The organism is Bordetella genomosp. 10 (assembly GCF_002261225.1).
GTDB lineage: Bacteria > Pseudomonadota > Gammaproteobacteria > Burkholderiales > Burkholderiaceae_B > Bordetella_C.
The window spans coordinates 1102672-1129146 of the sequence record NZ_NEVM01000005.1 but is presented as its reverse complement, the minus strand read 5'-3'; the positions used below and the strand labels follow the sequence as shown (position 1 = coordinate 1129146).

Genomic DNA, 26475 nt, shown 5'->3' with positions numbered 1-26475 from the left:
GGGGCCCTATCAGCGCGCGGGCCCATCTGCGGGCAGGGGAGGCCGGTCCCGCCGGCCATGGCGCGGCGGGAGCCGTGTCCGTTTACTCGTCGGCCTCGGCCAGGTCGAAGAACTGCAGTCCGTCGCCGTCGATGACCAGCCAGCCGCCGCGCGGCGGCCGGGCGTGGTCACAGTCCCAATCGGGCAGCACCCAGCGCTCGCGCTTGCGGCCGTCGATCTGCAGCACGTGGCGCTGCGGCCGATGCGTGTGGCCGTGCACCAGCGTGGTCACGCCGGTCTGGCGGAACAGCGCCTGCACGGCCTCGCTGTTGACGTCCATGATCTCGGCGCTCTTGGCCTGGTTGGCGGCCATGCTTTCGCCGCGCGCCTGCTGCGCCAGGGACAGCCGTTCCGGTATGGGGCGGCCGAGGAAATCGGCCTGCCATGCCGGATTGCGCACCATGGCGCGGAACTGCTGGTAGGCCTGGTCGTCGGTGCACAGCTCGTCGCCGTGCGTCAGCAGGACGTCGCCGTAGTCGGTCCGAAGCAGCGCCGGCTCCGGCAGCAGGTGCGCGCCGAGGGCGCCGGCCAGCTCCTGCCCCATGAGGAAGTCGCGATTGCCGCGGCCCAGCCATACGGGGATGGCCGCGGCCGCGCGCTGCAAGCCCTCGAGGGCGGCGGCCAGCCAGGGCGGGGCCTGGCGGATGACGTCGTCGCCGATCCAGGCGTCGAAGATGTCGCCGGGCAGCAGCAGGGCGGAGGCTTCCTCCGCGGCTGCTTCCAGGAAGCCCAGGAAGGCATCCGAGGTGGCCGGCGTGGCCGGCCCCAGGTGGATGTCCGAGGCAATCCAGACGCTGCCCGGCAATGCGACCTTATTCAAGGACTTCGGCCTTCTCGATGACCACGTCCTCGGTCGGCACGTTCTGGTGGAAACCGCTGTTGCCCGTCTTCACCGCCTTGATCTTGTCGATGACGTCGGTGCCTTCGGTGACCTTGCCGAACACGGCGTAGCCCCAGCCGTTGGCGGTGGGCGCGGTGAAGTTCAGGAAGTCGTTGTTGGCGACGTTGATGAAGAACTGCGCGGTGGCCGACTGCGGGTCGTTGGTGCGGGCCATGGCCAGGGTGTACTTGTCGTTCTTCAGGCCGTTGTTGGCCTCGTTCTCGATGGGAGCCTTGGTGGGCTTCTGCTTCATGCCGGCCTCGAAGCCGCCGCCCTGGATCATGAAGCCGTCGATGACGCGGTGGAAGATGGTGCCGTTGTAGAAGCCTTCCTTGGTATAGGCAAGGAAGTTCGCCACCGTCTTGGGCGCCTTGTCGGCGTCGAGGGTGATGACGAAATCGCCCATGTTGGTTTGCACTTTGACGCGGGGGTTCGAGCTCATGGATGTCTTGCCTTCAGAAGTGGATGATCCGGTTTGGGTGGAGGAGGGCGCGGCGCCGGCCAGGGCCGGCGTCAGCGCGGCGATCGCCAGGCCGCAGGCCGCGTGGCGCAGCAGGCGCAAAAACGGGTGGGACGGAATCATTGGGGTTTCTTTTCTTTCAGCAGGTTGTCGACGGCGCGCGCCTTGTTCTGCGTCCCCGTTACGCCCAGTTTGGACGCCTCGGAGTAGGAACGGCGCGCCAGCATCAACTGTACGTCGGCCATGTTGGCCTTCGCGGCCGGATAGTCCGGCCACGCCAGCAGGGCGTTGCGCAAGGCTTCCTGGGCGCGGTCGATGTCGCCGCGTCCGACGTACAGCACCGCCATGTTATTCCAGGGTTCCGGCAGCTCCGGGTATTGCTGCGTCATTTGTGTGTAAACATCCATTGCCTCGTCGATGCGGCCGAGGGCGGCCAGGGCGCGGGCATGCTGGAACTCCAGTTGGACGTCGGTGCCGTCGTTGGGGCCGCGGCTGCGCGTCGCCGCGATGCGGTCCTCGATCATCTTCAGGGCTTCGTCGTTCTTGCCCTGGTTGAGCAGCCGCTCGATGCGGTCGGTAATCTGGGACGGCGTCGGCGTCAGGCGGGTATCGGTCGACGGCTTGGCCTTGTCGAGCAGGTTGGCCAGGGCCTGCCAGCCGCCCTCGGGCGGCGGCTTGTCCAGGGTGGTCATGGTGGCGTTCTGCGACTGCTGCAGGGAACCGCCCGGCATGGTCTGGGCGTGGACGGCTTCCAGGGGCGCCGACAGGAGCAGCGCGGCCAGCAGAACGTGAAAAAGGCGCGGCGTGTTAGTCACATTGATTCCGGAAAGAAAGAGCCCGGTTGGCGCGAGAAAGGCGCGCGGACCGGGCCGCTTGCTATACTTGACGACCGCCATTTTAGCCTCGGTTGCGTTTCGAGTCCCCCGGGCCCCGTTTCCGAGTGCCCAGGGCCGTCCGCTTCCCGGCTGCCCGGCGCTGTCGCGGATTCCATCCCGTCCCATGCCGATGGGCGGAAACCCGCCGCGGTCATGATCCCCGGACGTTAACGCCTGAACCTATGCTGCAGATCTACAACACGTTATCGCGTACGAAAGCGCCCTTCAAGCCGGCCGAGCCGGGCCGGGTGCGGATGTACGTCTGCGGCATGACGGTGTACGACTATTGCCACCTGGGCCACGCCCGCATGCTGGTGGGTTTCGACGTGGTGCAGCGCTGGCTGCGCGCCAGCGGCTACGCGGTCGATTACGTGCGCAACATCACCGATATCGACGACAAGATCATCCGCCGCGCGGTCGAAACCGGCCGCCGCATCGGCGAGGTCACCGAATTCTTCATCGACGCCATGCACGCCGACGAACGCGCCCTGGGCGTGCAGCCGCCCGACCATGAGCCGCGCGCCACGCAATACGTGGCCGAAATGCTGGACATCATCGGCCGCCTGCAGGACAAGGGCCTGGCCTACCAGGCCGACGACGGCGACGTGAACTATGCGGTGCGCGGCTTCGAGGGCTACGGCAAGCTGTCCGGCAAGTCGCTCGACGACCTGCGCGCCGGCGAGCGCGTCGCGGTGGGCTCGGCCAAGCGCGATCCGCTGGACTTCGTCCTGTGGAAGTCCGCCAAGGCGGAGGAGCCGGCCGACACCAAGTGGGAATCGCCCTACGGCCTGGGTCGCCCCGGCTGGCATATCGAGTGCTCGGCCATGAGCAAGAGCCTGCTGGGCCTGCCCCTGGACATCCATGGCGGCGGCCCGGACCTGAAGTTCCCCCACCACGAGAACGAGATCGCGCAGACCGAAGGCGCTTTCGGCGGCGTGCTGGCCAATGTGTGGATGCATTGCGGCCCGTTGATGGTGGATGCCGACAAGATGTCGAAGTCGCTGGGCAATTTCCGCACCATCCGCCAGACCATCGCCAGCGGCGAACAGGACGGGGCGGAGGACGGCCAGCCGCGGGCGGAGTACGCCGCCAATCCGCGCGAGGCGGAGATGTTGCGCTTCTTCATCGTCCGCAACCACTATCGCAGCCCGCAGAACTACACGCCGGACAACCTGCTGGACGCCCAGAACGCGCTCGACCGCCTGTACCAGACGCTGGCCAACGTGGCCGCGGACGACCTGGGGGTGGACTGGGACGAGGCCCAGGCGCAGGCCTTCAAGGCCGCGATGGACGACGATTTCAACACCTCCGGCGCGATGGCCGCGCTGTTCCAGTTGGCCGGCGACGCCAACCGCGGCGGCAGCGCCCGCACGGCCGGCCAATTGAAGGCGCTGGCCGGACTGCTGGGCCTGTTGCAGCAGGACCCGCAGACGTATCTGCGCGCGCCCACGCGCTACAAGCCCGGCGCCGCCGACGCCGCGCGCGCCGACGCCCTGGACGACGCGGCGATCGACGCGCGCATCGCCGCGCGCGCCGCCGCCAAGCGCGACAAGGATTTTGCCGAGGCCGACCGCATCCGCGCGGAATTGCGCGAACACGGCATCGAACTGGAAGACAAACCGGGCGGCCAGACCAACTGGCGCCGCGTTTGAGGCGTGTCCCAAGGAAACCGCGCGCCATGTCCCCTGTCGAAACCTCCGTCGCCAAGCCCCATTACTGGGAAGATGCCGTCAACCATCTGTTGCGGCGCGACCGTATCCTCAAGAAGTTGATCCCGCAGCACCCGGAGGTCTGGCTGACCTCGCGCAGCACGCCCTTCGTGACGCTGGCGCGGGCCATCGTCGGCCAGCAGGTGTCGGCGCGGGCGGCGGACACCGCCTGGCAGCGCCTGCTCGAAGCCGCCGGCGCGCGGCCCTCGCCGGCGGCGGTGCTGCGCCTGGGCGCTGACGGCCTGCGCGCCGCCGGTATCGCGCAGCGCAAGGCGGACTACCTGCACGACCTGGCCTCGCATTTCAGCGAACGCAAGGTGCACCCGGACCGCTGGTCCAAGATGGATGACGAGGCGGTCGTCGACGAACTCGTCGCCATCCGGGGCATCAGCCGCTGGACGGCGGAGATGTTCCTGATCTTCAATCTGCAGCGGCCGGACGTCCTGCCGCTGGACGATCCGGGATTGCTCAAGGCAATCTCGCTACACTACTTCAGCGGCGAACCCGTCTCGCGTTTCGAAGCGCGCGAGGTTTCGCTGGCCTGGCAACCCTGGCGTACCGTGGCAACCTGGTACCTGTGGCACAGCCTTGAACCGGTTCCGGTTCAATACTGACCGCGGGCATTCCCGGGCTCACCAACAGGATCCCCCTCTTCATGCGCAATACCTTCCTGGACTTTGAACAGCCGCTGGCTGAGCTTGACAACAAGATCGAGCAACTACGCTTTGTGCAGGCCGATTCGGCGGTGGACATCTCCGACGAAATCAATCGGCTGCAACAAAAGAGCCAGACGCTGGCCAAGGAGATCTACGGCAAGCTGACGCCCTGGCAGACCGCCCTCGTGGCGCGCCATCCGCAGCGTCCGTACACGATGGACTACGTGCGGGAAATCTTCAGCGATTTCCACGAACTGCACGGCGACCGCATGTTCGCGGACGACCAGTCCATCGTCGGCGGCCTGGCCCGTTTCAACGGCACCCCCTGCATGGTCATCGGCCATCAGAAAGGCCGCGACACCAAGGAGCGCGCCATGCGCAACTTCGGCATGCCGCGCCCGGAAGGCTATCGCAAGGCCCTGCGCCTGATGCGCCTGGCCGAAAAATTCGGCATTCCCGTCTTCACCTTCGTCGACACCCCGGGCGCCTATCCCGGCATCGGCGCGGAGGAGCGCGGCCAGTCGGAGGCCATCGGCCACAACCTGTACGCCATGGCGGAGTTGCGCGTGCCCATCATCGCCACCGTGATCGGCGAGGGCGGTTCGGGCGGCGCCCTGGCCATCGCCGTCGCCAATGCGGTGCTGATGCTGCAATACGCCACCTATTCGGTGATCTCGCCCGAGGGTTGCGCCTCCATCCTGTGGCGCAGCGCCGACAAGGCGCCCGAGGCCGCCGAGGCGCTGGGCATCACCGCGCCGCGCCTGAAGGAACTGGGCCTGATCGACCGGATCGTCAACGAACCCGTCGGCGGCGCGCACCGCGACCCGCGCGTCATGGCGCGCCTGCTGCGCCGCGCCCTGGGCGACACCTTGCGTCAATTGTCCACGCTGTCGCCCGAGGCGCTGGTCGAACAGCGCCTGCAGCGCGTGGCCTCCTACGGCCGCGTGCAGGAAGCGCGCGCCTGAACTGGCGCGCCTGGCCGGGAGTCTCGTCCATGACCGGCGACGACAAGCCCGCGGCGCCGACTGCGGCTTCGGCCGTGGCGCCATCCGGCCCTGACGCCCTGGACTCCCCGGCCGACTCCGTGCTGGCCCCGCCGCTGCGACGGGCGCTGTCTGCCTTGCGCGCCGCCGGCCACCCGCGCGCCGGCCTGGCCGTCAGCGGCGGCGCCGATTCGGCCATGCTGGCGGTGCATGCGGCGGCGGTGGCCAAGCCGCTCGGGCTGTCGCTTTTCATCTATCACGTCCATCACGGCCTGTTCGCCGAGGCGGACGCCTGGGCGGACCGCGTGCGCGCGCTCGGCGCGGCCCTGGGCCTGCCGGTGCGCGTGCTGTCCGTCCAGGTGGCGGCCGACAGCGGCGCCGGCATCGAGGGCGCGGCGCGCGAAGCTCGCTATCGCGCGCTGGCCGAAGCGGCGCGCGCCGACGGCGTCGCCCATATCCTGCTGGCCCATCATCAGGACGACCAGGCCGAAACGGTGCTGCTGCGGCTGCTGCGCGGCGCCGGCCCGGAGGGGCTGGCCGCCATGGCGGCCGCCAGCGAGCGGGACGGCATCACCTATCTGCGTCCCTGGCTGGGCGTGCCGCGCGCGCGCATCCGCGAGGCCGCGGCGGCGTATGCCGCCGCCAGCGGCTGGACCGCCGTGCAGGACCCCTCCAATGCCGATGCGCGCTACACCCGCGCCGCGGTGCGCACCCTGCTGGCGCCCGTGCTCGAACGGCGCTGGCCGGGATGGCAGGCCATCGTCGCCCGGCATGCCCGGCAGGCGGCCGAGAGCGCCGAGATCCTGGCCGAAGTGGCCGCGGCCGACCTGGCCGGCCTGGATCCGTCGCCCGGCGCCCGGGACTTTTCGCTGGCCGCCTGGCGGGCGCTGTCGCCGGCGCGCCAGGCGCACGTCGTGCGGTATTGGCTGCGCCTGCATGGCGCGCGCATGCCCAGCGATGCGCGGCTGGCGGAGCTGCTGCGCCAATTGCGCCAATTGCATGCCCTGGGCCACGACAGGCAGTTGTTGTGGGCGCATGCCGCGCATCGCGTGCGCTGCGTGCGGGGCAGGGTGGCGATCGAGGATTTGACGCCTGGACCCGGCGTTTTCTAGACAATTTGCAGCACTTTTTCGCCAACACGTTAGAATACTAGGCTTTGCCTGCCTGCTATTTCCAGTGTCAACAGGCCCTGGTTCCGGCATTTTCCAGCCAGAGTACGAGATGTCCCTGATCGTTCACAAATATGGCGGTACCTCGATGGGCTCGGTCGAGCGCATCAAGAATGTGGCGCGCCGCGTCGCGAAGTGGCACGCCGCCGGCCACAAAGTTGTCGTGGTGCCTTCGGCCATGGCCGGCGAGACCAATCGCCTGCTGGGCCTGGCGCGCGAGATTGCGCCGCAGCCCGACGGCCGCGAACTGGACATGATCGCCGCGACCGGCGAGCAGGCGTCCAGCGGCCTGCTGGCCATCGCCCTCCAGGCCGAAGGCGTGCAGGCGCGCAGCTATGCCGGCTGGCAGGTGCCCGTGCGCACCGACAGCGCCTATACCAAGGCCCGCATTTCCTCCATCGACGACGCGCGCATCCGCGCCGACCTGGATGCCGGCCGCGTGGTCATCGTGACGGGCTTCCAGGGCGTGGACGACGACGGCCACATCACCACCCTGGGCCGCGGCGGTTCGGATACCTCGGCGGTGGCCGTGGCGGCCGCCATCAAGGCCGACGAGTGCCTGATCTACACCGACGTGGACGGCGTCTACACCACCGATCCGCGCGTGGTGCCCGAAGCGCGCCGCATGCCGGTCGTGTCCTTCGAGGAAATGCTGGAAATGGCCTCGCTGGGCTCCAAGGTCCTGCAGATCCGCTCGGTCGAATTCGCCGGCAAGTATCGCGTGCCGACCCGCGTGCTGTCCTCGCTGACCGACCCCCTGATTCCGCTCGACGAGGAAATGCGCTCGGGCACGCTGATTACTTTTGAGGAAGACGAAAAAATGGAAGCCGCCGTTGTCTCCGGCATCGCCTTCAGCCGCGACGAAGCCAAGATCACCCTGTTGGGCGTGCCGGATACCCCGGGCGTCGCCTTCTCCATCCTGGGCCCGGTCGCCGCCGCCAACATCGACGTCGACATGATCGTGCAGAACCAGTCCGTCGCCGGCACCACCGACTTCTCGTTCACGGTCAACCGCAACGAATTCGCGCGCGCGGTGGAAACGCTCAAGCGCGACGTGGTCCCCGCGGTGAAGGCCAAGGAAGTGGTCACCGACGAGAAGGTCGCCAAGGTTTCCATCGTCGGCATCGGCATGCGCTCGCACGTGGGCGTCGCCAGCCTGATGTTCCAGACCCTCTCGCAGGAAAACATCAATATCCAGATGATCAGCACCAGCGAGATCAAGACCTCGGTGATCATCGAGGACAAGTACATGGAACTGGCCGTGCGCGCCTTGCACAAGGCGTTCGGCCTGGACCAGGCGCCCGCCGCCAAGGTGTGATTCGCCGGGTTGCCGGCCTGGCCCGGGCTTCCGGCCCGACGCCCGCCATGCAAATGACGCACCAGGCCGAAAATCCGTGCTAGAATCGCAAACTCTTTTGGAGACGTGCCCGAGAGGCTGAAGGGGCTCCCCTGCTAAGGGAGTATGTGGCTAAAAACTGCATCCAGGGTTCGAATCCCTGCGTCTCCGCCAAGATGCTGTGAAAAATCAACCACCTTCGGGTGGTTGATTTTTTTTTGCCCTCGGGCCGTGCACTCCCGGGTAGAAAAGCGCCCGCGCAGGCAGCAAACGGCGGCAAGGGCAGCAAGCAACATCAGCGGCGTGCAATGAGAGTCTTGGGATTCTCACCGCATCCCGGTTCACCGCACGAAGGCGGTGTGGCCGGCGTAGACGGCCTTCTCGCCCAGGGCTTCCTCGATGCGCATGAGCTGGTTGTATTTCTCGACGCGCTCGCCCCGGCAGGGCGCGCCGGTTTTCAAGTGGCCGGTGCCCAGCGCGACGGTGAGGTCGGCGATGAAGCTGTCGACGGTCTCGCCGCTGCGATGCGAGACCATGGCGCCCCATCCCGCCCGATAGGCGGTGTCGACCGCCGCGCGGGTCTCGGTCAGCGTGCCGACCTGGTTGGGCTTGATCAGCACCGCATTGGCCACGCCCTGGCGGATGCCCCGTTCGATGCGCTCGACATTGGTCACGAACAGGTCGTCGCCAACCAGCTCGATCCTGTCGCCGAGCGCTTCGTTCAGCCGCTCCCATCCCGTCCAGTCGTCCTCGGCCATGCCGTCTTCCAATACCGCGATCGGATAGCGGTCGACCCAGGAAGCGTACAGGGCCACCAGTTGTTCGGCGGTGACGTCGCGGCCTTCGCTGCGCAGCCGGTACAGCCCGTCCTGGTAGAAGCCGCTGGACGCCGGATCCAGGGCAATCACCACGTCGCGGCCCGCTTCGTAGCCGGCGCCCTGGATGGCGGCCAGAATCAGTTCCACGGCTTCGCTGTTGTGCTTCAAGGCCGGCGCGAATCCCCCCTCGTCGCCGACCGCGGTGGAGTAGCCGCGCTCGCCCAGGATGGCGCGCAGGCGATGGTAGATTTCCGCGCCCCAGCGCACGGCTTCGGAAAAAGTCGGCGCGCCCACGGGCGCGATCATGAACTCCTGGAAGTCCGTGCCCTGCCAGTTAGCATGCACGCCGCCGTTGAGGATGTTGAACATCGGCACCGGCATGCGATGCGCGCGCGGGCCGCCGAGGTATTGGAACAGCGCCTGTCCCGAGGCTTGCGCCGCCGCCCTCGCCACCGCCAGGCTGACGCCGAGCACGGCGTTCGCCCCCAGCCTTCCCTTGTTCGGCGTGCCGTCGCAGGCGATCAGCTTGCCGTCGACGGTGGGCTGGTCCAGCGCGTCGCAGCCGTGCAGGGCGATGGCGATCTCGCCGTTCACGTGCGCGACGGCGTTGCGCACGCCCTTGCCGCCGAAACGATGCAGGTCGCCATCGCGCAGTTCGACCGCTTCGTGGATGCCGGTGGACGCGCCCGACGGCACGGCCGCCCGTCCGGTGGCGCCGCCGGCGAGGACGACGTCGACCTCCACGGTGGGATTGCCGCGGGAGTCGAGGATTTCACGAGCATGCAGGGTCTGGATTTCAGTCGCCATGGAAAGCTCCATCGTTGTGGAAAAGTTCGGGACTGACCAGGGGCGGGAGGCGTATGGGGCGAGCGCCTGCAGCACCGACCATGGCCGGGTGTCGCAGGCGTCATCAGCGGCCGGGGCCGCGGTTGGCGTGAAGCGGGAGGAACGCCATCTCCCTGGGGAATTATACGGAGCCGGTGAGGCGAAAACCATTGTGTCACGGGCGCATCACGGGCGCGTCACGAGTGTATTACTGCCGCATTCCGGGCGCCCGGGACAAAGCCGCCGCCGGGACGCGGCACGTCCGCGTTGTCCGGTTTGAATAATAAGCAAGAAACAAGAGAATATTTTGAATGTAGCGGTCGTTTCATTTAGATTGTTCCCATCGATCGAAATCATGGACGCCCACGGTGACCGACTTGAACGCACAGAACTGGCTGTTGTTGACCTACAAGGTGCCCGCCGAACCGGCGCGCAAGCGCCTCGCCTTGTGGCGCAAGCTCAAGGGCATGGGCGCCGTCTACCTGCAAAACGGGGTTTGCCTGCTGCCCAAGAGCGACGACCACGTGCGCCGGCTCAAGATCGTCGAGAACGAGATCGACGAGATGGCGGGAAGCGCGGTCCTGCTGGAGACGGTGGCCCTGGACAAGGCCCAGGAGGAAAAGGTGGTGTCCCGCTTCAAGGCCGATCGCGACGAGCAATACGCCGAGTTCATCGCCAGGTGCGACGACTTCGAGGCCGAGATCGCCAAGGAAACGCAGGCGCGGCATTTCACCTACGCGGAGCTGGAGGAGAACGACGTGGACCTGAAGAAACTCCAGGCCTGGCTGGAGAAGATCCAGAAGCTCGACTTCTACGTGGCCACGCGCGCAGCCGAATCCCGGCAGCGGCTGGCGCAATGCGAGGCCTTGCTCGATGCCTATGCGCAGCGCGTGTTCGATGCCCACGAAGAAAATCGTTGAACCCGGCGCGATAAGCCTCCGAGACCGCGATGCTGCCTCCCACCTTGGCGTCACGCCTGCGTCTGCGCCCCAGGCCCTTGAATCCAGAGCTGCGCGAGATGATGGACCATCCGCCCGATTCGGCGCCGGCCGGTGCGCAATCCTCCGCGGGCTGGTTCAACCGGACCGTCGCCGGCGCCGGCGTCACCAGCGCGCTGGGCGACTTCTGCTATGAGACCGCCACGGTCATCCTGCCGGGCTTGCTCGCCGTCCTCGGCATTCCCGCGGCGGCATTGGGTTTCATCGAGGGGATCGCGGATGCGGTGGCGGCATGCGCCAGGATGGCCTCCGGCTACGTCGCGGAGAAATTCGGGCATCGCAAGCAACTGGTGCTGCTCGGCTATGGCCTCACGCCCGTCGGGCAGATGCTGATCGCGTTGGCGGCGGGATGGCCGCTGCTGTTGCTGGGCCGCATCGTCTCGTGGTTCGGCAAGGGACTGCGCGGCCCCTTGCGCGACGCCATCGTGATCCAGGCCGTCGCGCCCGGGACGCGGGGCCGCGCCTTCGGGTTTCATCGCGCGGCCGACACGGTGGGCGCGGTCCTCGGACCCTTGCTCGGTGTGGCGTTGCTCGGGTGGGCGCAGCGGCTGCACTGGGATGGCGTAGCGGGGCCTTTCCGGTTCGTGCTCTGGTTGTCCGTCATTCCGGGCGCGCTCGCGGTGCTGGCTTTCCTGGCGCTGGTCCGGGACCCCGAGCGGTCGCCGAATCCCGCCTTGACCTTCTTCGGGACCTTGCGCGGCCTGCCGGTCCGCTTCAAGCGCTATCTGGGCGCCGTGGGCATTTTCGGCGCCGGCGACTTCTCGCACAGCCTGCTGATCCTGGCGGCCACCGCCTTGCTGGCGCCGTCGCGCGGCGTCATCGAGGCGGCGCAGGCGGCGGGCCTGCTGTACGCGGGGCGCAACGTCGTGCAGGCCATCGTGTCCTATCCGGTCGGATGCCTGGCCGATCGCCATGGCCACGCGGCGACGCTGGCCGCCGGCTATGCGCTCGGCGCGTTGACGGCCTTGTTGACCGCCGCCGCGTTCTGGCTGCATGTCGATCGCCTGCCGCTGCTTGCCGTCATCTTCTTCGCCGCGGGACTCTACGCCGCGATCCAGGAGGCCCTCGAAGCGACCGTGACCGCGGAAATGGTCCCGCCGGACACGCTTGCGTCGTGCTATGGCGCGCTGGGGACGGTCAACGGCGCGGCGCGGTTCGTCTCCAGCGCCGTCGTGGGCCTCGCGTGGTCGGCCGTGTCGCCGGTCCTGGGCTTCGGCCTGGCCGCGGCGGCGATGGCGATCGGGACGCTCGCGCTGGCGCGGGCCGGACGCGACGGCCGGGCCGAGGCCGAGTAGGGGGAAGGCGGCGCTACGCCAGGCAGGCGCGGATGCGGGCCGCGATCTCGCGCAGTTCCTCGTCGTCGGCGCGCACGGTGGCGTGGGGGTGGTAGGTGGTCTCCGCGGTGCAGGGGATGACGTGGAAATGGCAGTGCGGCACCGTCTGGCCGGCCTCCGCGCCGTTCAGTTGGGAGATGTAGACGCCGGGCTTGCCGAGCGCCTTTTTCACCGCGATCCCGATCAGCCGCGTGGTGCGGATGCATGCCTGGGCGCCGCGTTCCGACAGGTCGAACAGCGTCTCGGCCGGTTCCTTGGGAACGACCAGGACGTGTCCTTCCGCCTCCGGCATGATGTCCATGAAGGCGAGCGTTTCCTCGTCCTCGTAGACGGGAATGCACGGCGACGTGCCGCGCAGGATGCGGGCGAAGATGTTGTCGGGATCGTATGCCATGCCATTCTTCTCCATGACCATTCTTCTGCATGTGCCTGCCGGACGCGCGCCGTTCGGTCGTTCGCTCCGAACGTCCCGGTTTTCAAGCGCCCCGGTTGCCGCGGATAAGCCGGGGGCTATTCATGGCGCCCATAGGCCGCCACGCCATCGAGCAATTCCTTCTGCGCCTCTTCCTTGCCGCCCCAGCCCTCGAAGCGCACCCACTTGCCCGGCTCTAGCGCCTTGTACTGGCAGAAGAAGTGCTCGATGCGCGCCACCAGCGCCTTCGGCAGTCCCTTCAGGTCGGTGATGTCCGAGGTCGCTGCGCAGACCCGGTCGATCGGCACGGCGATGACCTTGGCGTCCTCGCCCGCCTCGTCGGTCATCTTCATCAGGCCGATAGGCCGGCATTGCACCAGCGCGCCGGCCATGATCGGATAGGGCGTCACCACCAGTACGTCGACCGGATCGCCGTCGCGCGACAGGGTGCCCGGCACGAAACCGTAGTTCACCGGATACTGCATGCTGGTGCTCAGGAAGCGGTCGACCCGGATGACGTTCAATGCCTTGTCCGCCTCGTACTTGACGGGCAGGCCGTCGGCCGGGATTTCGATGATGGCGTTGAAGGCCTGGGTAACGTCGTCGCCTGCCGGGATAGTGTTGAAGTCCATGGTCGGTTGTCCTCCGGGTTATGAAAAAAAAGGCCTCGCGCCGTCATGAAAACCGCCCGAATGCCCGCACCGGCCACTGCTCGGCCTGCGCCTGCAAGGTCGCCATGCGGCGTTGCGCCAGGTCCTCGCGCAGCGTGCCTCTCGATTCGAGAATATACGCTTCCGCGAAGTGCTTCATGCAGAGCGGCGGATCGCCGTCGGCCGGGGCGCGGTATTCGGCGATATAACGCAATACGGCGCGCATGCGCGCGACGTCGTCCGCGCCGCAGGCGGGGCAGGAGGCGCCCAGGGCGGCCAGGTAGCGATCGGGCCGTCCTTCGCGGTCCGCGGCGTCCGGACGTTCGAGATGCCAACTGGCGCCCTTGCGCTGGCGGGGCGGCGGCGCGGGCGCGGCCTCGGACCCGCCATCGGTCTTGGCCGGCCGGTTGTCCGCTTGCAGGAACCGGCTCCAGGCGGCATGCCCGGCCGCGGCCGATCCGTCCAGCAGGCAGCCCACCACGTGGCAGGGACACGAGGGCGCGGCCAGGCGCAGCGGGTAGCCGAGTTCGATGGTCCGGGCCAGCCTGGTGCGCCATTGGTCGCGCGCCGCGAGCACCGCGTCGCAGACCACGCAGGCGCGGGCCGGCGCTTCTTGCCGGAGACGAGCGAGATCGGTCCGCGGCACGTGGCAGCTCAGGCCGATGGACGCCGCCAGCGCCATGCGCTGCGTCGCCAGGGCGGCGGGCGGCGCGGGCGGATGCGCGCATCCGTCCATGTCCCATAACGGATACTGGCGCCTGAGCCTGTCGGCGGCCCGCTTGAAGGCCTGGCCGGCAACGGGCGGCAGCCCGGCCGACAGCAGGTGCGGCGTCATGGCATGAAGATGGTTCAGGCATAGCTGGCCATCCAGGTGGTTCGTCAACTGCCGCCTGGACGCCGGCGCGCCGCGCAGCACGCGCGCCAGCAGCCTGCCTTCCAGCCGGCGCCGATGAAGGCAGGCGGGACAGGCGTCGCGCGAGCGGAACAGGATCTCGTTCAGCCTTTCGCCGTAGACGCGGGTGTCGGCCACCATGCGCGCCAGCCAGCCGGCCGCCATGCCGGCCGCCGCGCGGAACCGGGCACTGTCCTCCAGCGCGTGCCGCAGCGCCGCGGTGTGATGGCCGCAGAAACCCAGGCTGCCGGTCAGCGACTCGGCCACGCGCTCGGGCGTCGTCCGGCGATTCAGCACGCTGGCCACGTAGCGCTGCTCGCTGCCTTGCAGGCCGGCGCAGACGACGCAGGCGCCCCCCGGCTCGGGCCGGCCGGCGGCCAGGTCCGGCAGGGGCATGTTCAGCGGCTGATCCATGCGATGGTCAGGAAGCCAAGGAGCGTCATGACGATGGAGCCGGTGACGTGGATGAGGATCTCGCCCAGGGCCCAGCCGAACTCTTCGTTCCGAAGATGGGTGGCCACTTCGGCGGAGAAGGTCGAGAACGTCGACAGGCCGCCCATCAGGCCCGTGATGACGAACAGCCGCCACTCGCCCGGCAGGCCGGGCATCCGCGCGAAGAAGGCCAGCGCGACGCCGACGATGTAGCCGGCGATGAGATTGGCGGCCAGCGTGCCGTAGGGCAAGGACGGGAAGATCGGGTTGAGGCGAACGCCTAGAATCCAGCGGGCGAGTGATCCCAATGCGCCGCCGACCGCCACGACGAGAATAGTCTTGTACATGCCGAGAACCTGGTTTCTTGTTTATCGACCAGTCGTCCGGTTGGCGCATGCCTTCCAGGCGACTCGTTTTTTCCAGGCATCATCAGCCTTGCGGCGGTTCAGGGAGAATGCCATCTCCTGGCATGAAGTCTATCACTTCCGATCCCTTCCTGCGTGGCGGCGCGGCCGGCCGGAACGGGTTCGCAACGCGTCCATGCATGCGGGCACGCGCGTGGATGCGAGCGTCGGGCCCGGGCATCAGAGGCATCAGGGGTATCGGCGGCATCAGCGGAAAGTCAGGCACAGGATCAACACCAGCAGGCCGCCGATCAAGGCCAGGTAGAAATTCAAATCGCCGGACTGCAGCGCGCGCAGGTAGCCGGCCGCCCTCCATACCGCGTTCTTCAAGGGCCGGAAGACGAGCAGATCGAAAACGTCGGTGACGCCGTGCTCGAACTCCAGCGTGCTGGGGAAATACGGACCGCCGTCCGTATCCCTGCGGGTGTCGTGGGTGGGTTGGTAGATGAAGCGGTAGAAGGTGCGCATCGCGTTCGAGAAACTGAGCGACGTGGTGCGCACGACCGCCGGGCGCTCGCGCATGCCGCCGTACCACACCGGCGTAATGCGTCGCCGATGGCGCGCCGAGATGGCCAGCAAGGCAAGCGGAATCAGGCTCAGCAGCGGCAAGGCGATGACCAGCTTGGACGGCGAGATGAAGGCGAAGGTATCGGTCAGCGGGACCAGCAGCCAGCCCTTGACCATGGCCTGCCCGCCATGCACGCCCAGCGAGGCCGTCGCGAGCTCGTCGAGCAAGGGCAGCCAGCGCGGCAGGCCGATCGCCGCCACGAGCACGCCCAGTCCCAGGATGGCGACGCTCGCGCCATATCGGCGCGCGATGGGAGGCGCCTCGCCCGGGTCCGCGGGGGCGCCGAGCAGGCCCAGGCCGAACAGCTTGACGAAGGTGGCGAAGGCGACCGCCGCGGTCAGCGCGATGCCGGCGCCGGCCAGGGCGAGCACCAGGCGGCCGGGCAGGCTGCCCAGATGAAAGCCCTGGAACAGCGTCTGGAAGACGAACCATTCGCTGGCGAACCCGATCTGCGGCGGGATGGCGGCCAGGCTCATGGTGCACAGCAAGGCCCCGATGCGAAAACCCCATGGCGCGCGCCGCAGCCAGCCATCCTGCGCGATCGCATACCGGCCGCTGGCGCGGTGGACCGCGTCGGCGCACAGGAGCAGGCCGCCCTTGGCCAGCGCATGGCCGCCCATGTGCAGCAAGGCGACCGTCCACGCCAGCGCGGCCAGTTCGGGATGACGGTCCGCCCGGAACATGAGGGCCGCGCCCAGGGCCGTGACGGCGATGGAGGCGTTCTCGGCGGACGAGAACGCCAGCAGGCGGCGCCAGTCGTCCTGCTGAAAGGCCTGCAAGGCGGCCAGGATGGCGGAGATCACCCCGGCCGCGGCGACCACCGTCCCCAGCCCCGCGCTGGCCGGCAGCCATTGCATCAACGCGCGCGACAAGCCGAAGAAGCCCGCGTTCAGCACCACCCCCGACAACACCACGCCGGTGGCGCCCGTGCCCACGCCGTAGGCGCGCGGCAGCCATTCGTAGAAAGGCAGGATGCCGAGCTTGGCGCCGAAGCCGATCAGCAGCAGGATGCCGACGAAGCCGCGGGCGGCCGGGCCGAGCGCCAGCCCGCCTTGCACCAGGTCGTCGACCCCCAGCCCCGCGCCGCCGCGGCCCAGCAGCAGCACCGCCAGCAGCATGGCGACCGCCCCGGCCTCGAGCAGCGCCAGCATGAACAGCACCGCCTTGCCGGCGTCACGGTCGAGTCGTTCGGACAGCAGCATGACGGCGCCGCCCAGGCTCATGACCTCCCAGGCGATCAACAGCGTATAGCCGTCCTGGCTGCCGAATACGCCCCACGCGCCCAGCAGGGAAAGGCTGGCGCCGATCAGCCACCCGGCTTGCGCGGTCCGGGCGGACGCGCCCATCCAGATCGCCAGCGCGGCCGGCGCCAGTCCGAAGAGCATGAGCCATCGCGCCGCCGTGTCGTAGCGCAACGCCACCGCCTGCCCGGCCACCCGCCACGGCAAGGCCAGGGCCTGCCCTTCGTGGGCCAGGCCCCAGGCGGCGGACGCGGCGCCGAGCGCGGCCGCCAATCCGATCAGCAGGCGCGCGCTTCGCGGCCACCGGGCAAAGGCCAGGAGCAGCCCGGCGAGCAAGGGCGCCGCGCTCCACGCAAGCAGGTCACCCATGGTTTTCTCCTTCCGCCAGTTTCCCGTGGCGCACGCGCTGCTCCGCGCGTTCGAGCAGTATCAGCAGGGCGTGGATGATGGCGGCGGGGTTGGGCGGACAGCCGGGCAGGAAGATGTCGACGGGCAGGACGTCCTCCAGCCCGTTGCCGCAGGCATAGCCGCCGCGCGCCACGCCGCCCGAGACGGCGCAGGTCCCCATCGCCATCACGAACCTGGGGTCCGGCATGGCCGCATAGGCTTCCTCCAGCGGCCCGCGCATCGCGTAGGTGACCGGCCCGGTGACCAGCAGCAGGTCGGCGAAGCGCGGCGAGGGCGTGAAGAATATCCCCAGCCGATGCAGGTTGTAGAAGGGGTTGCCCAACGCTTGCAGCTCCGACTCGCAGCCGTTGCACGAGCCGGCGTCGACGTGCCGGACATGGAGGCTGCGGCCGAAGACGCGCCGGATCTGTCGACGCAACCGTTGTGCCGCCGGCGCGGCCAGCGTCTCGGCCCACTCCAGGTCCTCGCGGCGGCGCACGCCGAACGCCCAATCCTGCGAAATGGTGAAGGCGCCCGTCGGACAGGCCTCCACGCAGGCCTGGCAGTTGATGCAGCGGCCATAGTCCAGCGTCGGCGGCGTGTGGTCCGAGGTGAAGGCGATGGCTTCCGGCAAACAGGCCTCGGCGCATTCGCGGCAGCCTTGCCGGCACGCGCCGGGATCGAAACGGGGCATGCCCTGCACGCCCGCCTGTCCGTCCGCGGCGGCGCCGTCCGGCGACGGCCATGGCGTGCTGGCATTGCCCTTGATCAGTCCGTAGAGAGTCCAGAGTGGCATCGTCCGCTCCTATCGATCGCAGCCCGCCATGGTGGAACCGAAGCTGGCTTCGTTGATGGCGTAGTCCATCATGTTGCTGTCGTGCACGGTGAAGGGAAAGGCGCGCCAGTTCGAGAAACTGGGCGACTTGATCTTCACCCGCGCCAGGCGGCCCTCGGCATCGGCGTGCACGGCGTAGTACAAGGCGCCGCGGGGCGATTCGGCCCACCCCAGGCCCTCGGCGCCGGCGTCGACCCGGCATGCCGTCCGCGTCTCGCCGGCCGGCATCGCCTCGATCGCCAGGCCGATCAGGGTGAAACTCGCCTCGATTTCCGCGATGCGCACCTGCTGGCGGGCATGGGCGTCGCCCGCCGTGCGCTGGGCCACGTCGATGGGCAGGCCGGCATAGCCGGCGTAGGGCAGGTCCCGGCGCAGGTCGCGCGCCGATCCCGAGGCCCGTTCGACCGGGCCCGTGGCGCCCTGGTCCCGCGCCACTTGCTCCGACAGCACGCCCGTCGTGATCAGGCGGTCCAGGTGCGGCGTGCTGGACTCCAGCATGCGCGCGTAGCCGGCGAATTCCGCACGGATCGCGGCCAGGGCGGGCGCCAGCCCGTTCAGTTGCAGGTCGGTGCGCAGGCCGCCCGGCGCCAGCACGTTGCGCAGGAAGCGGTTGCCGGTCAGGCGCGCGTTGATCTGCTTGACGCGTTCTTCCAGGTATTTGCCCTCGGCTTCTCCCACTTTCAATGTCGTGGTGTGGCAAAGCTGGCCGAGGAAATGCAGGTGGTTGTACAGCCGTTCCAGTTCGGCCAGTATCACGCGCGCCATCGCCGCCCGCGGCGGAATCGCGCAGCCGGCGGCCGCTTCGATGGCCTGGCAATAGGCCAGCGCGTGGGCCAGGCTGCCGACGCCGGACACTCGCTCGGCCAGGATGACGCCCAGCGCGGGCGGCTTGCCCTCGAAGCGCCGCTCCATGCCGCGATGCTTGAAGAAGAGTTGCGGGTGGTAGTGCAGGATGGCTTCGCCCGTGTAGAGGAAGACGAACTGCGCGGATTCGACGACGTCCGCCCGGATCGGCCCGAACGGCAAGCGCTGGACGTCGCCGAAGTCCGGCCCCGCGACCGAGGGCAGGTGGTAAGGCAGCGGATCGCCGCGCGGCGCTTCCGGCGCCGGCGGCCGCGGCGCGACCTGCTGCAAGGAGGCATCCACCTGCGCGCCCGGCAGCAGCAGCAAGGGCACGGGTTGCGGATGGCCCTCGAAGACGATGCCGCTCAGGTCGGCGATCTCCCGCTCGTACCAGGACAGCAGCGGCGCCAGCGGCGTCAGGCTGGGCGCCTTGCCGTCCCGCGGCGCGCAGCGCCAGGTCTCCGGCGGCTCGCAGGGCGAGCGGTTGACCACGTAGCGCAGCTCCGGCGCCGCCGCGTCGGGCAGCCACACGTAGGCGAACCGCATGCAGCCGCCTTCGGCCAGCAACTGCCGGCAGCGCGCGGGCAGCGCGTCGACCGTGACTTCCTCCGCGGCTTGCTGTCCGATGCCGGGCTTCATGGCGCGCCTCCCGCGGCCAGTTGCCGGCTGGCCAGGTCGAAAAGATGGGAGAAGAAATCCGGCCACCAGAGTCCCATCGCCAGCAGCGGAACGAGCGCCAGCCACATCGGCGCCGTGCACCACAGCGTCGGGAAGCCGTGCGCGTCCGGCGTCGCGGCGGCGCGATCCGCGGCGGCCGCGTCTTCGGCCGCGTCTTCATTCGCCGGCGAATCGAAGAACATGGCGCGGAAATGGTTCAGGAAGCCGATGAAGATCACGATGAGCAGCGCCACCATCGCATAGGCGGCCCAGGCGTCGGGGCTGGCCAGCCCAGCCCGCAGGATGACGATCTCGCTCAGGAACAGGCCGAAGGGCGGCGCGCCGGTGATGGCCACCGCGCCGGCCAGCCACAGCCAGCCGGAAACCGGCAGGCGCCGCGGCACGTCGCGTATGGCCGCGATGCGCTTGCTGCGCCATACGCGCATCGCGTTGCCGGCGCCGAAGAACATCAGCGATTTGTTCAGCGCGTGATTCAGCATGTGGTACAGCGCGCCGGCGATGCCCAGCGGCCCGCCGAAGCCGAAGCCGAGCGCCAGCACGCCCATGTGTTCGATGCTGGAGTAGGCAAGCAGCCGCTTGATGCCGCGCTGGCGCACGATGAACAGGGCGGCGACGAACAGCGAGAAGGCGCCCAGCGCGACCACGACGGCGCGGGGAATGCGCCCGATGTGCGCGGCGTCGCTGATCTGCAGGTAGCGCGCGATGCCGATCATGGCCGTGTTCAGCAACGCGCCCGACAGCATCACCGACACCGGCGTCGGGCCTTCGCTGTGCGCGTCGGGCAGCCAGGTGTGCATGGGCGCCAGGCCGACCTTGGTGCCGAAGCCCACCGCCACCAGCAGGAAGGCGGTGGTGGCCAGCGCGGGGTCCATGCGCGGCGCGACGTCGCGCAGGGCTTCCCAGGTCATGTCGTAGGTCGGCCCCAGCACCAGGCTGCCCGCCCAATAGAACAGGATCGTGCCCAGCAGCGCCAGGCTGATGCCGGCCGAGACGACGACGATGTACTTCCATGCCGCCTCGATGCTTTCCCGCCCCAGTTCGAAGCAGACCAGGAAGGTGGAGATGAGCGTGGTCAGCTCGATGGCGATCCAGTAGACGCCGACGTTGTTCATCAAGGGGCCGGACAGGGTCGTGAAGGCGAAGCCCGCGTACAGGGCGTAGAAGCGGTGCAGGCGGTCTTCCTCGCCCATGATCCGCATGTAGCCGATGGCGTAGAGGGAGCCCAGCAGATAGACGCAGGCCACGCACAGCAGCCCCCAGGCGCCCAGGGCGTCGAGCAGGATGTAGCCGGAGAGATAGCGCTGCGTGGCGCCCGCGCTGGCGCGCACCAGCCCCAGCACGGCCGCGAAGACCAGGATGGCGGCGATCAGGTTGGCGGCTTCGGCCACGCGCGGATGGCGCGTGGCCAGGCACGCCGCGATGGCAACGAGCGGCGCGAGCAGCGTGATGGCAAGCAGGGGGGGGGCGAGCAGGGTAGGGGCCATGGCTATCCCACCAGCCGCCGCAGGGCGCGCGCATTGGTGGCCCCGGCATGGGCGACGAGATAGCGCACCAGCACGCCGAAACAGGCCACCACCACCAGCAGGTCGAACAGGATCACCAGTTCGATGAGCAGCGGCATGCCGGGCACGAGGATCTGGCTGCCGAGAAAGATGCCGTTCTCCAGCACGAGCAGGCCGAGCACGTGCGTGATCGCCTCGCCGCGCACCGACAGCATCAGGAAGCCCAGCAGCTTCATCGCCAGCATCACCGTCAGCGCCAGCACGACGATGGTGCCCGACAGGTGCAGCGAGTCGGCCAGGTGGCTGGAGACGACGAAGGCGAACAGCGTCAGCAGGGCGCCCAGGACCAGGCTGAAACTGGGCGAGAGCCGTTCGTGCAGTTCGCGCTCGACGTCCAGGCGCACGACGACGCGGTGCACCATCCAGGGCAGGAGGACGCCGCGGAAGAGGGCGGTCAGCAGGGCGATCAGGTACAGCTCGGCGTAGCCGCCGTAGTAGCCCACGCAGGCCGACAGCCCCGCGATGAGCCAGGACTGGGCCATGAACGCCACCAGGTAGTCCTTCATCCAGCGCGAGCCCAGCATCACGAAGGAAAGCAGCAGGCTGCCGATGGCCAGGAGGCTGAAGAGCGAGGCGGCAAGTGGGGAAAGATGCGCGGCGAGCATGGCGTCACCTGAGCTGGTTGGCGACGATGGCCAGGATGGCCAGCAGGAAGGAGGCGGCCAGCGGCTCCTGGTAGCGGTAATAGCGCAGCCGGGACTGCGCCGTCTCCACGAACACCACCGCCAGGGCGACGACGCAGAATTTCGCCAGCAGCGCCGCCAGGCTGCCCAGCACGCCCATGGGCTGGCCCAGGCGGGACAGCCCCCACGGAAACAGCAGCACGTTGCAGAAGATCGTGTACAGGATGAATTGCTTCATCATCGACGCCCAGCGCAGCAGGCCCAGCAGCGGGCCGGCGTATTCGAGGATGCGCGCCTCCTCGATCATGTAGACCTCGATGTGCGTGCTGGAGTGGATCGGCAGCCGGTCGGTCTCGACCAGCAGCAGGATGAAGAATGCCGCCACCAGGAAAAGATGGGCGGGGCTCCAGTAGACCGCCGGCTGCTGGACCAGCAGGTGGTTGACCACGAAGGGCAGCATGGCCTTGGCCAGCAGCGTGATGCCGACGAACACCAGGATCAGCGTCGGCTCGGCCAGGATGCCCAGCATGACCGAGCGCGACGACCCCATCCCGCCGTAGACGCTGCCGCTGTCCAGGCCGGCCAGGGTGATCATGAAGGAGCCGAACGTCAGGACCAGGCCGCCGCCCAGGATGTCGCCCATGTCGGACTCGGGCAGCGGGAAGTCGGTCAGGACGGGGATGAGGATGGGCACCGTGAGCATGCAGGTGAAGGCGATCACCGGCGCGATCCAGTAGACGAAACTGGCCGTGTCGGGCGCGACGGTCTGCTTGTGGAAGAGCTTCCACAGGTCGCGGTAGGGCTGGAAGATGCCGGGGCCACGCGCGCGCTGGACGCGCTCCTCCCATTGCAGGATCAGCCCCTGCAAGAGCGGGGCGCAGACCAGGACGGCGAGGACCTGAGCGATCTGCAGGAGGACGTCGCGCATCATCGCGCCGTCTCCCTGCGCCCGATGATGGGGAGAGACCCGAGGGTCGACGCGAAACGCGACGCGCGGGGCGGTGCGGGCGCGCGATAGGGATGGAGATGGGGAAGGGGATGAATATGGGAATGACTATGCCGCGCGATGGACCGCGGGGCCGGCGCCTGGCCATGCACGGAGAGATTGGTTCTTTTTCTCATCGACGCCACCTATCCTTTCCGCGTGGGAAACAGGAAATCGGTAGGCATCATCAGCCGACGGGGTCGGCGGTTATCGGAGGCATGCCATCTCCGTGCTGAATTACTCTAACTGGGTTTGATGGACTCGGCAACTGTCCCCGCAATGGCAGGGTCAGACGTCGTCGTCCGGCCAGGAAGACGGCGCGGGGCCGGCGGCCGGCGGGAGCCTGGACGCGCAATCGCGCGCGCGCAGCAAGGCATGCAGCGCGGCGGTCAGCGTGGGCCCCTCGACGCGCTGGCCGTCGCGGCCCACCACCAGGAACTGGGCGTCGCTGTCGTCCCGGCTGAACGCGAAGATCGTGACGTATCCCAGTCGGCGCAGCAGCCACGTGCAATCGGGCACGCTGGCGCCGCCCGGGCCGGAACCTTCGCCGTCGTCGAGGCGGCGCGCCGCTTCCAGGGCGCCTTCCGGCATGGCTTCCAGCGTCGTCGGTTCCGGTGCAACTTCCGGCGCCGCTTCGGCCACGCGCAAGGCCTTGGCCGCCTTCTCGTTCAGTTGCGGCCGCAGCCGTTCGATGGCGCGGTAGGCCTGCTCCAGGCTGGGGCAGCGGAAGATCTCCGCATCGTCCAATCCCAGGACGGCCCATTGCATCGTCGGGGCATGGCGGCCGTGCGCTTCGATGGCGTCGCGCGGCACGGGATCGGGGGGTAGCGCGTTGCGCGCCGTGTAGGAATAAAGGTCGGATAGCACTACGATCTCCTTGAAAGAAGTCGTAGGCATCATCAGCCGGACGGTCCGGCAGTTCGATACAGGAGGAATGCCATCTCCTGGGCGATCATCCTATCATCAAAGAAATCGCCGTGCCTACACTTTCCCCTCGTCGTCGGGCGCCCGGCCTGCTCGTTGCGTGGCGCCGATGCCTCTTTCAGGATCGCTTGCCATGTTTTTCTACATCGGATTGTTCGTCCTGCTCCTGGCCGTGACGGCGTTCTTCAACGTGGCCGAGCTGGCGCTCGTCGCCTCGCGCCCGGAGCGGTTGCAGACGCAGTCGGCGGCCCACGGCGCCGCCGCGCGCGTCCAGGCGCTGAAGGAGGAGCCCGGCGCCTTCCTGGCGACGACCCAGTCGGGAGTGACGATGGCCAGCATCCTGGCCGGCACCTTCTGCGTGGTGGCGTTCGAACACGCGTTCGCCCAGGCGGCCGCGATGCTGGGCGCGGACGCCGCGAACGGCTACGTCCAGCCGCTGGCCTCGCTGCTGGCCGTGGTGCTGACGACCTACCTGACCCTGGTGCTGGGGGAGTTGCTGCCGAAGCGGCTCGCGCTGTCGGCTCCCGAGCGCTGCGCCTTGCTGGCGCTGCCGCTGGTGCGCCTGAGCATGGGCGTTTTCCGCCCTTTCATCTGGGCCCTGCTGTGGTCCACCGATGGCGTGCTGCGGGTGCTGGGCGTGCGGGACTGGCGCGGTCCGCAGACCACGGAGGAGGAAATCCGGTACGTCATCGCCAGCGGCGTGCAGTCCGGCGTGCTGCGCCACGCCGAGCACGACATGATGGAGAGCATCCTGCAACTGGGCAGCCGGTCCGTCCGCACCATCATGACGTCCCGCCAGGAACTGGAATGGGTGGACCAGGAGATGCCGCGCGAGGAGGCGATCGAGCGCATTGCCCATTCCCCCTGTTCCAAGCTGGTGGTCACCAGCGGACGCGATCTCGATCATCCCGTCGGGGTGGTGGCGAAGAAGGACTTCCTGCGGCAATACCTGGCCGAGCAGAGCATGGCCCTGGCGCCGCTGCTCACGCCGCCCGTCTTCGTTCCGGACACCGCCACGGTCATGACCGTGTTGAACAAGCTGAAGCACGCGCGGGCGCAAATGCTGTTCGTGGTGGACGAGTTCGGCACCCTGATGGGCATCGTCACGCTGACCGACGTCCTGGAAGCGCTGGCCGGCGACGTGCCGGAGCTGGAGCGCGACGAGCGCGGCGCGCAGGACGTCAAGCGCCAGTCCGACGGCAGCTATCTGGTCCCGGGCACCATGCCGGCCGACGACCTGGCCGAATTCCTGTCGCTGCGCGATGCCGAGGCGCCCGGCTACAAGACCGTGGCCGGCCTGATCCTGAGCAAGCTGCGGCGCCTGCCGCAGGCCGGGGAGCACGTCACCGTCGACGGCTGGCGCCTGGAGATCGTGCGGGTCGACGGCCGCACGATACAGGCCGTCCGGCTGGTGCCCCCGGCCGGCGCGCCCGCCGCCGCGGCTGCCGGTTCGCCGGCCGGCACGCGGCGTTAGTCCCGGCCCTGGCATTGGTCCTCGGGCCAGGCCTGGCTATCCCAAGGACGGGCCCATGCATCCCCGGGGCAGGCCCGATTGCCTTTTTGCCGGGACTGTCGCAAACTAGCCACCGGAGATGGCATTCCTCCGCTAACCGCCGCCCCGCGCGGCTGATGATGCCTACTGCCCTGGATAGGGAGCGGTAGGTTTTTTTTCGCTTGTTGCCCTCTCCAGTCTCCCGATGCACTTCCCTCATTGCCCGGAAGGAGACGACATGAATCACCTCGCCATGGATCTGCTGCTGGTCCTGCTCGCTTATGGATGCTTGAGCAGGCTGTCCGGCATGGGCCGCCCACGCGCCATACGCCTTGTGCGGACCCGATCCCCCGACACTCGCCGCTGTTCCGAGTGAAACGACCCGGGGGTGTGGCCGCCCCCGGCTTCAATACGACGGAGGCCGCCATGGAAGGCTATCAATTGACCTTCTTTACCCAACAGGACCGATACCACCATCGGCAACCGCTGCACCAGTGGCTGCTGAAGCTGGTGCAGTCCATGGAGATCCGGGGCGCGACGCTCCTGGCCGCGCAGGAGGGCGTGGGCAGCCATCACCGTCTGCATTCGGCGCGCTTCTTCGACCTGGCCGACCAGCCGATAGAAATCACCATGGTCGTCTCGGAGAAGGAGTGCGACGCGCTGCTGCAACGCCTGCGCGAGGAGAGTGGCCTGCACCTGTTCTACGCCAAGAGCCACGTGGAGTTCGGCACCATCGGACAGCCCGATTCGCTGTAGTGACTTTTTTGATGGCTTTTTTGATGGCCTTTTCAGTGGGTTTATTTTTTCGTAGAGGTTGCACGCATTGACCACGCTTCTTCTCATGCGCCACGGCCACGTCGAGGGCATCGCCCCGGAGCGCTTCCGGGGCCGGGCCGAGCTGCCGCTCAGCGCCCTCGGGCAGGAACAGGCCGAGGCCCTGGCCGGCCGCCTGGCGCGGCGCGGCAAGCCCGCCGCGCTGTACACGAGCCCGCTGGGCCGCTGCGTGCAGACGGCCCTTCCCATTACGCGCGCGCTGGGCGTCGCGGGGCAGCCGCTCGAAGGTCTGCACGACATCGACTACGGCCAGTGGCAGGGAAAGGCGCATGAAGACGTCCGGCGGGACGCGGCGGATCTCTATCGCCTATGGTTCGAGCGTCCGCACCTGATACGGTTTCCCGGCGGCGAGTCGTTGCAGGACCTGGTCGCGCGCACGGCCGATGGCTTGCGGGACGTGCTGGCGCGCCATCCGCGCGGCGAGGTCTTCCTCGTCGGGCACGATAGCGTGAACCGCGCGCTGCTGTTGCAGTTGCTGGACCAGCCTTTGTCCGCCTACTGGACGCTGGCCCAGAGTCCCTGCTGCATCAACGAGATCGAGATCGGTCCGCGCGGCATCCAGGTCGTCCGTATCAACGACACGGCCCACCTGGAGGGCATCCGGCCGAAGTAGGCGAGGGCGGTCCGGTAT

At 68.5% G+C, this 26475-nt stretch carries 25 protein-coding genes, 1 tRNA gene and 5 riboswitches; of the genes, 11 read left to right on the top strand and 15 right to left on the bottom strand.

The window, feature by feature from the left end; genetic code table 11:
* Positions 1-82 precede the first annotated feature (82 nt).
* Genes CAL29_RS21240 through CAL29_RS21230 form a run of 3 tightly spaced genes read right to left on the bottom strand, consistent with a single transcriptional unit; the run spans position 83 to position 2194 of the window.
* Positions 83-859, bottom strand: a complete 777-nt coding sequence (locus CAL29_RS21240; RefSeq protein ID WP_094854991.1) for a UDP-2,3-diacylglucosamine diphosphatase — start codon at positions 857-859, stop codon at positions 83-85.
* The gene (locus tag CAL29_RS21235) at positions 852-1502 is read right to left on the bottom strand and encodes a peptidylprolyl isomerase (RefSeq protein WP_256977652.1); all 651 of its coding nucleotides are present in this window, start codon (positions 1500-1502) and stop codon (positions 852-854) included. Before CAL29_RS21235 ends, CAL29_RS21240 begins: the two co-directional genes overlap by 8 nt.
* Positions 1499-2194 (bottom strand): tetratricopeptide repeat protein, encoded by a 696-nt coding sequence (locus CAL29_RS21230; protein ID WP_094856807.1) that lies wholly within the window; start codon positions 2192-2194, stop codon positions 1499-1501. Before CAL29_RS21230 ends, CAL29_RS21235 begins: the two co-directional genes overlap by 4 nt.
* A gap of 242 nt (positions 2195-2436) precedes the next feature.
* On the opposite strand from CAL29_RS21230, the gene cysS reads away from it, so the two are divergent.
* The 6 genes from cysS (at position 2437) to CAL29_RS21200 (ending at position 8281) form a co-directional block, all read left to right on the top strand.
* Positions 2437-3906: a cysteine--tRNA ligase gene (cysS, locus tag CAL29_RS21225; RefSeq protein ID WP_094854990.1), complete on the top strand. Its 1470-nt coding sequence runs from the start codon at positions 2437-2439 to the stop codon at positions 3904-3906.
* Positions 3907-3932: 26 nt separating this feature from the next.
* On the top strand, positions 3933-4577 hold the full coding sequence (locus CAL29_RS21220) for a DNA-3-methyladenine glycosylase family protein (RefSeq protein WP_094854989.1): 645 nt from the start codon (positions 3933-3935) through the stop codon (positions 4575-4577).
* Positions 4578-4618: 41 nt separating this feature from the next.
* A complete protein-coding gene (locus CAL29_RS21215; protein WP_094854988.1) occupies positions 4619-5584 on the top strand; it encodes an acetyl-CoA carboxylase carboxyltransferase subunit alpha in 966 nt (321 codons plus the stop codon).
* Positions 5585-5718: 134 nt separating this feature from the next.
* Complete coding sequence (tilS, locus tag CAL29_RS21210) at positions 5719-6714, top strand: tRNA lysidine(34) synthetase TilS (protein ID WP_373559830.1); 996 nt, start codon at positions 5719-5721, stop codon at positions 6712-6714.
* 109 nt (positions 6715-6823) lie between these two features.
* Positions 6824-8089, top strand: a complete 1266-nt coding sequence (locus tag CAL29_RS21205; RefSeq protein WP_094854986.1) for an aspartate kinase — start codon at positions 6824-6826, stop codon at positions 8087-8089.
* Between the two features lie 99 nt (positions 8090-8188).
* Positions 8189-8281: transfer RNA gene (locus tag CAL29_RS21200), tRNA-Ser, on the top strand.
* Between the two features lie 167 nt (positions 8282-8448).
* On the opposite strand, the gene eno is transcribed toward CAL29_RS21200, so the two are convergent.
* Complete coding sequence (eno, locus tag CAL29_RS21195) at positions 8449-9732, bottom strand: phosphopyruvate hydratase (protein WP_094854985.1); 1284 nt, start codon at positions 9730-9732, stop codon at positions 8449-8451.
* Positions 9733-9819: 87 nt separating this feature from the next.
* Positions 9820-9893: riboswitch (Fluoride riboswitch) on the bottom strand.
* Positions 9894-10118: 225 nt separating this feature from the next.
* On the opposite strand from eno, the gene CAL29_RS21190 reads away from it, so the two are divergent.
* Both CAL29_RS21190 and CAL29_RS21185 read left to right on the top strand, forming a co-directional pair.
* Entirely contained in the window at positions 10119-10670 is a 552-nt protein-coding gene (locus tag CAL29_RS21190) for a Chromate resistance protein ChrB (protein ID WP_256977651.1), read from the top strand.
* 29 nt (positions 10671-10699) lie between these two features.
* Positions 10700-12043, top strand: coding sequence for an MFS transporter (locus CAL29_RS21185; protein WP_256977650.1), 1344 nt, complete (start codon positions 10700-10702; stop codon positions 12041-12043).
* A 13-nt stretch (positions 12044-12056) separates the two neighbouring features.
* Here CAL29_RS21185 and CAL29_RS21180 read toward each other — a convergent pair whose 3' ends face one another.
* The 11 genes from CAL29_RS21180 to CAL29_RS21130 all read right to left on the bottom strand — a co-directional run bounded on the left by CAL29_RS21180 (position 12057) and on the right by CAL29_RS21130 (position 23461).
* Positions 12057-12476: an HIT family protein gene (locus tag CAL29_RS21180; RefSeq protein ID WP_094856805.1), complete on the bottom strand. Its 420-nt coding sequence runs from the start codon at positions 12474-12476 to the stop codon at positions 12057-12059.
* A gap of 116 nt (positions 12477-12592) precedes the next feature.
* Positions 12593-13126, bottom strand: coding sequence for an inorganic diphosphatase (gene ppa, locus CAL29_RS21175; protein WP_094854983.1), 534 nt, complete (start codon positions 13124-13126; stop codon positions 12593-12595).
* A gap of 43 nt (positions 13127-13169) precedes the next feature.
* A complete protein-coding gene (locus CAL29_RS21170) occupies positions 13170-14450 on the bottom strand; it encodes a hypothetical protein (protein WP_094854982.1) in 1281 nt (426 codons plus the stop codon).
* Positions 14435-14815, bottom strand: a complete 381-nt coding sequence (crcB, locus tag CAL29_RS21165) for a fluoride efflux transporter CrcB (protein WP_094854981.1) — start codon at positions 14813-14815, stop codon at positions 14435-14437. Before crcB ends, CAL29_RS21170 begins: the two co-directional genes overlap by 16 nt.
* A gap of 66 nt (positions 14816-14881) precedes the next feature.
* A riboswitch (Fluoride riboswitch) is annotated at positions 14882-14942 on the bottom strand.
* Between the two features lie 137 nt (positions 14943-15079).
* A complete protein-coding gene (locus tag CAL29_RS21160) occupies positions 15080-17050 on the bottom strand; it encodes a proton-conducting transporter transmembrane domain-containing protein (RefSeq protein WP_094854980.1) in 1971 nt (656 codons plus the stop codon).
* Positions 17043-17864 carry a 4Fe-4S dicluster domain-containing protein gene (locus CAL29_RS21155; RefSeq protein ID WP_094854979.1) on the bottom strand — a complete coding sequence of 274 codons (822 nt, stop codon included), beginning with the start codon at positions 17862-17864 and terminating at the stop codon, positions 17043-17045. The genes CAL29_RS21160 and CAL29_RS21155 overlap by 8 nt, the downstream gene beginning before the upstream one ends.
* 9 nt (positions 17865-17873) lie before the next feature.
* Positions 17874-19385, bottom strand: a complete 1512-nt coding sequence (locus tag CAL29_RS21150) for a hydrogenase large subunit (RefSeq protein WP_094854978.1) — start codon at positions 19383-19385, stop codon at positions 17874-17876.
* The gene (locus CAL29_RS21145; RefSeq protein WP_094854977.1) at positions 19382-20908 is read right to left on the bottom strand and encodes a proton-conducting transporter transmembrane domain-containing protein; all 1527 of its coding nucleotides are present in this window, start codon (positions 20906-20908) and stop codon (positions 19382-19384) included. The genes CAL29_RS21150 and CAL29_RS21145 overlap by 4 nt, the downstream gene beginning before the upstream one ends.
* A 2-nt stretch (positions 20909-20910) precedes the next feature.
* Positions 20911-21591 carry a hydrogenase gene (locus tag CAL29_RS21140; protein WP_094854976.1) on the bottom strand — a complete coding sequence of 227 codons (681 nt, stop codon included), beginning with the start codon at positions 21589-21591 and terminating at the stop codon, positions 20911-20913.
* A 4-nt stretch (positions 21592-21595) separates the two neighbouring features.
* Positions 21596-22540, bottom strand: a complete 945-nt coding sequence (locus CAL29_RS21135; RefSeq protein WP_094854975.1) for a respiratory chain complex I subunit 1 family protein — start codon at positions 22538-22540, stop codon at positions 21596-21598.
* 225 nt (positions 22541-22765) lie between these two features.
* Positions 22766-22832: riboswitch (Fluoride riboswitch) on the bottom strand.
* Between the two features lie 50 nt (positions 22833-22882).
* Positions 22883-23461: a hypothetical protein gene (locus tag CAL29_RS21130; protein ID WP_094854974.1), complete on the bottom strand. Its 579-nt coding sequence runs from the start codon at positions 23459-23461 to the stop codon at positions 22883-22885.
* A 16-nt stretch (positions 23462-23477) separates the two neighbouring features.
* A riboswitch (Fluoride riboswitch) is annotated at positions 23478-23548 on the bottom strand.
* Between the two features lie 103 nt (positions 23549-23651).
* Here CAL29_RS21130 and CAL29_RS21125 point away from each other — a divergent pair.
* The 3 genes from CAL29_RS21125 to CAL29_RS21115 all read left to right on the top strand — a co-directional run bounded on the left by CAL29_RS21125 (position 23652) and on the right by CAL29_RS21115 (position 26457).
* On the top strand, positions 23652-24992 hold the full coding sequence (locus CAL29_RS21125) for a hemolysin family protein (protein WP_179284129.1): 1341 nt from the start codon (positions 23652-23654) through the stop codon (positions 24990-24992).
* Between the two features lie 105 nt (positions 24993-25097).
* A riboswitch (Fluoride riboswitch) is annotated at positions 25098-25164 on the top strand.
* A gap of 272 nt (positions 25165-25436) precedes the next feature.
* Positions 25437-25766, top strand: a complete 330-nt coding sequence (locus CAL29_RS21120) for a DUF190 domain-containing protein (RefSeq protein ID WP_094856804.1) — start codon at positions 25437-25439, stop codon at positions 25764-25766.
* A 67-nt stretch (positions 25767-25833) separates the two neighbouring features.
* Entirely contained in the window at positions 25834-26457 is a 624-nt protein-coding gene (locus tag CAL29_RS21115) for a histidine phosphatase family protein (protein WP_256977649.1), read from the top strand.
* Positions 26458-26475: the final 18 nt, after the last annotated feature.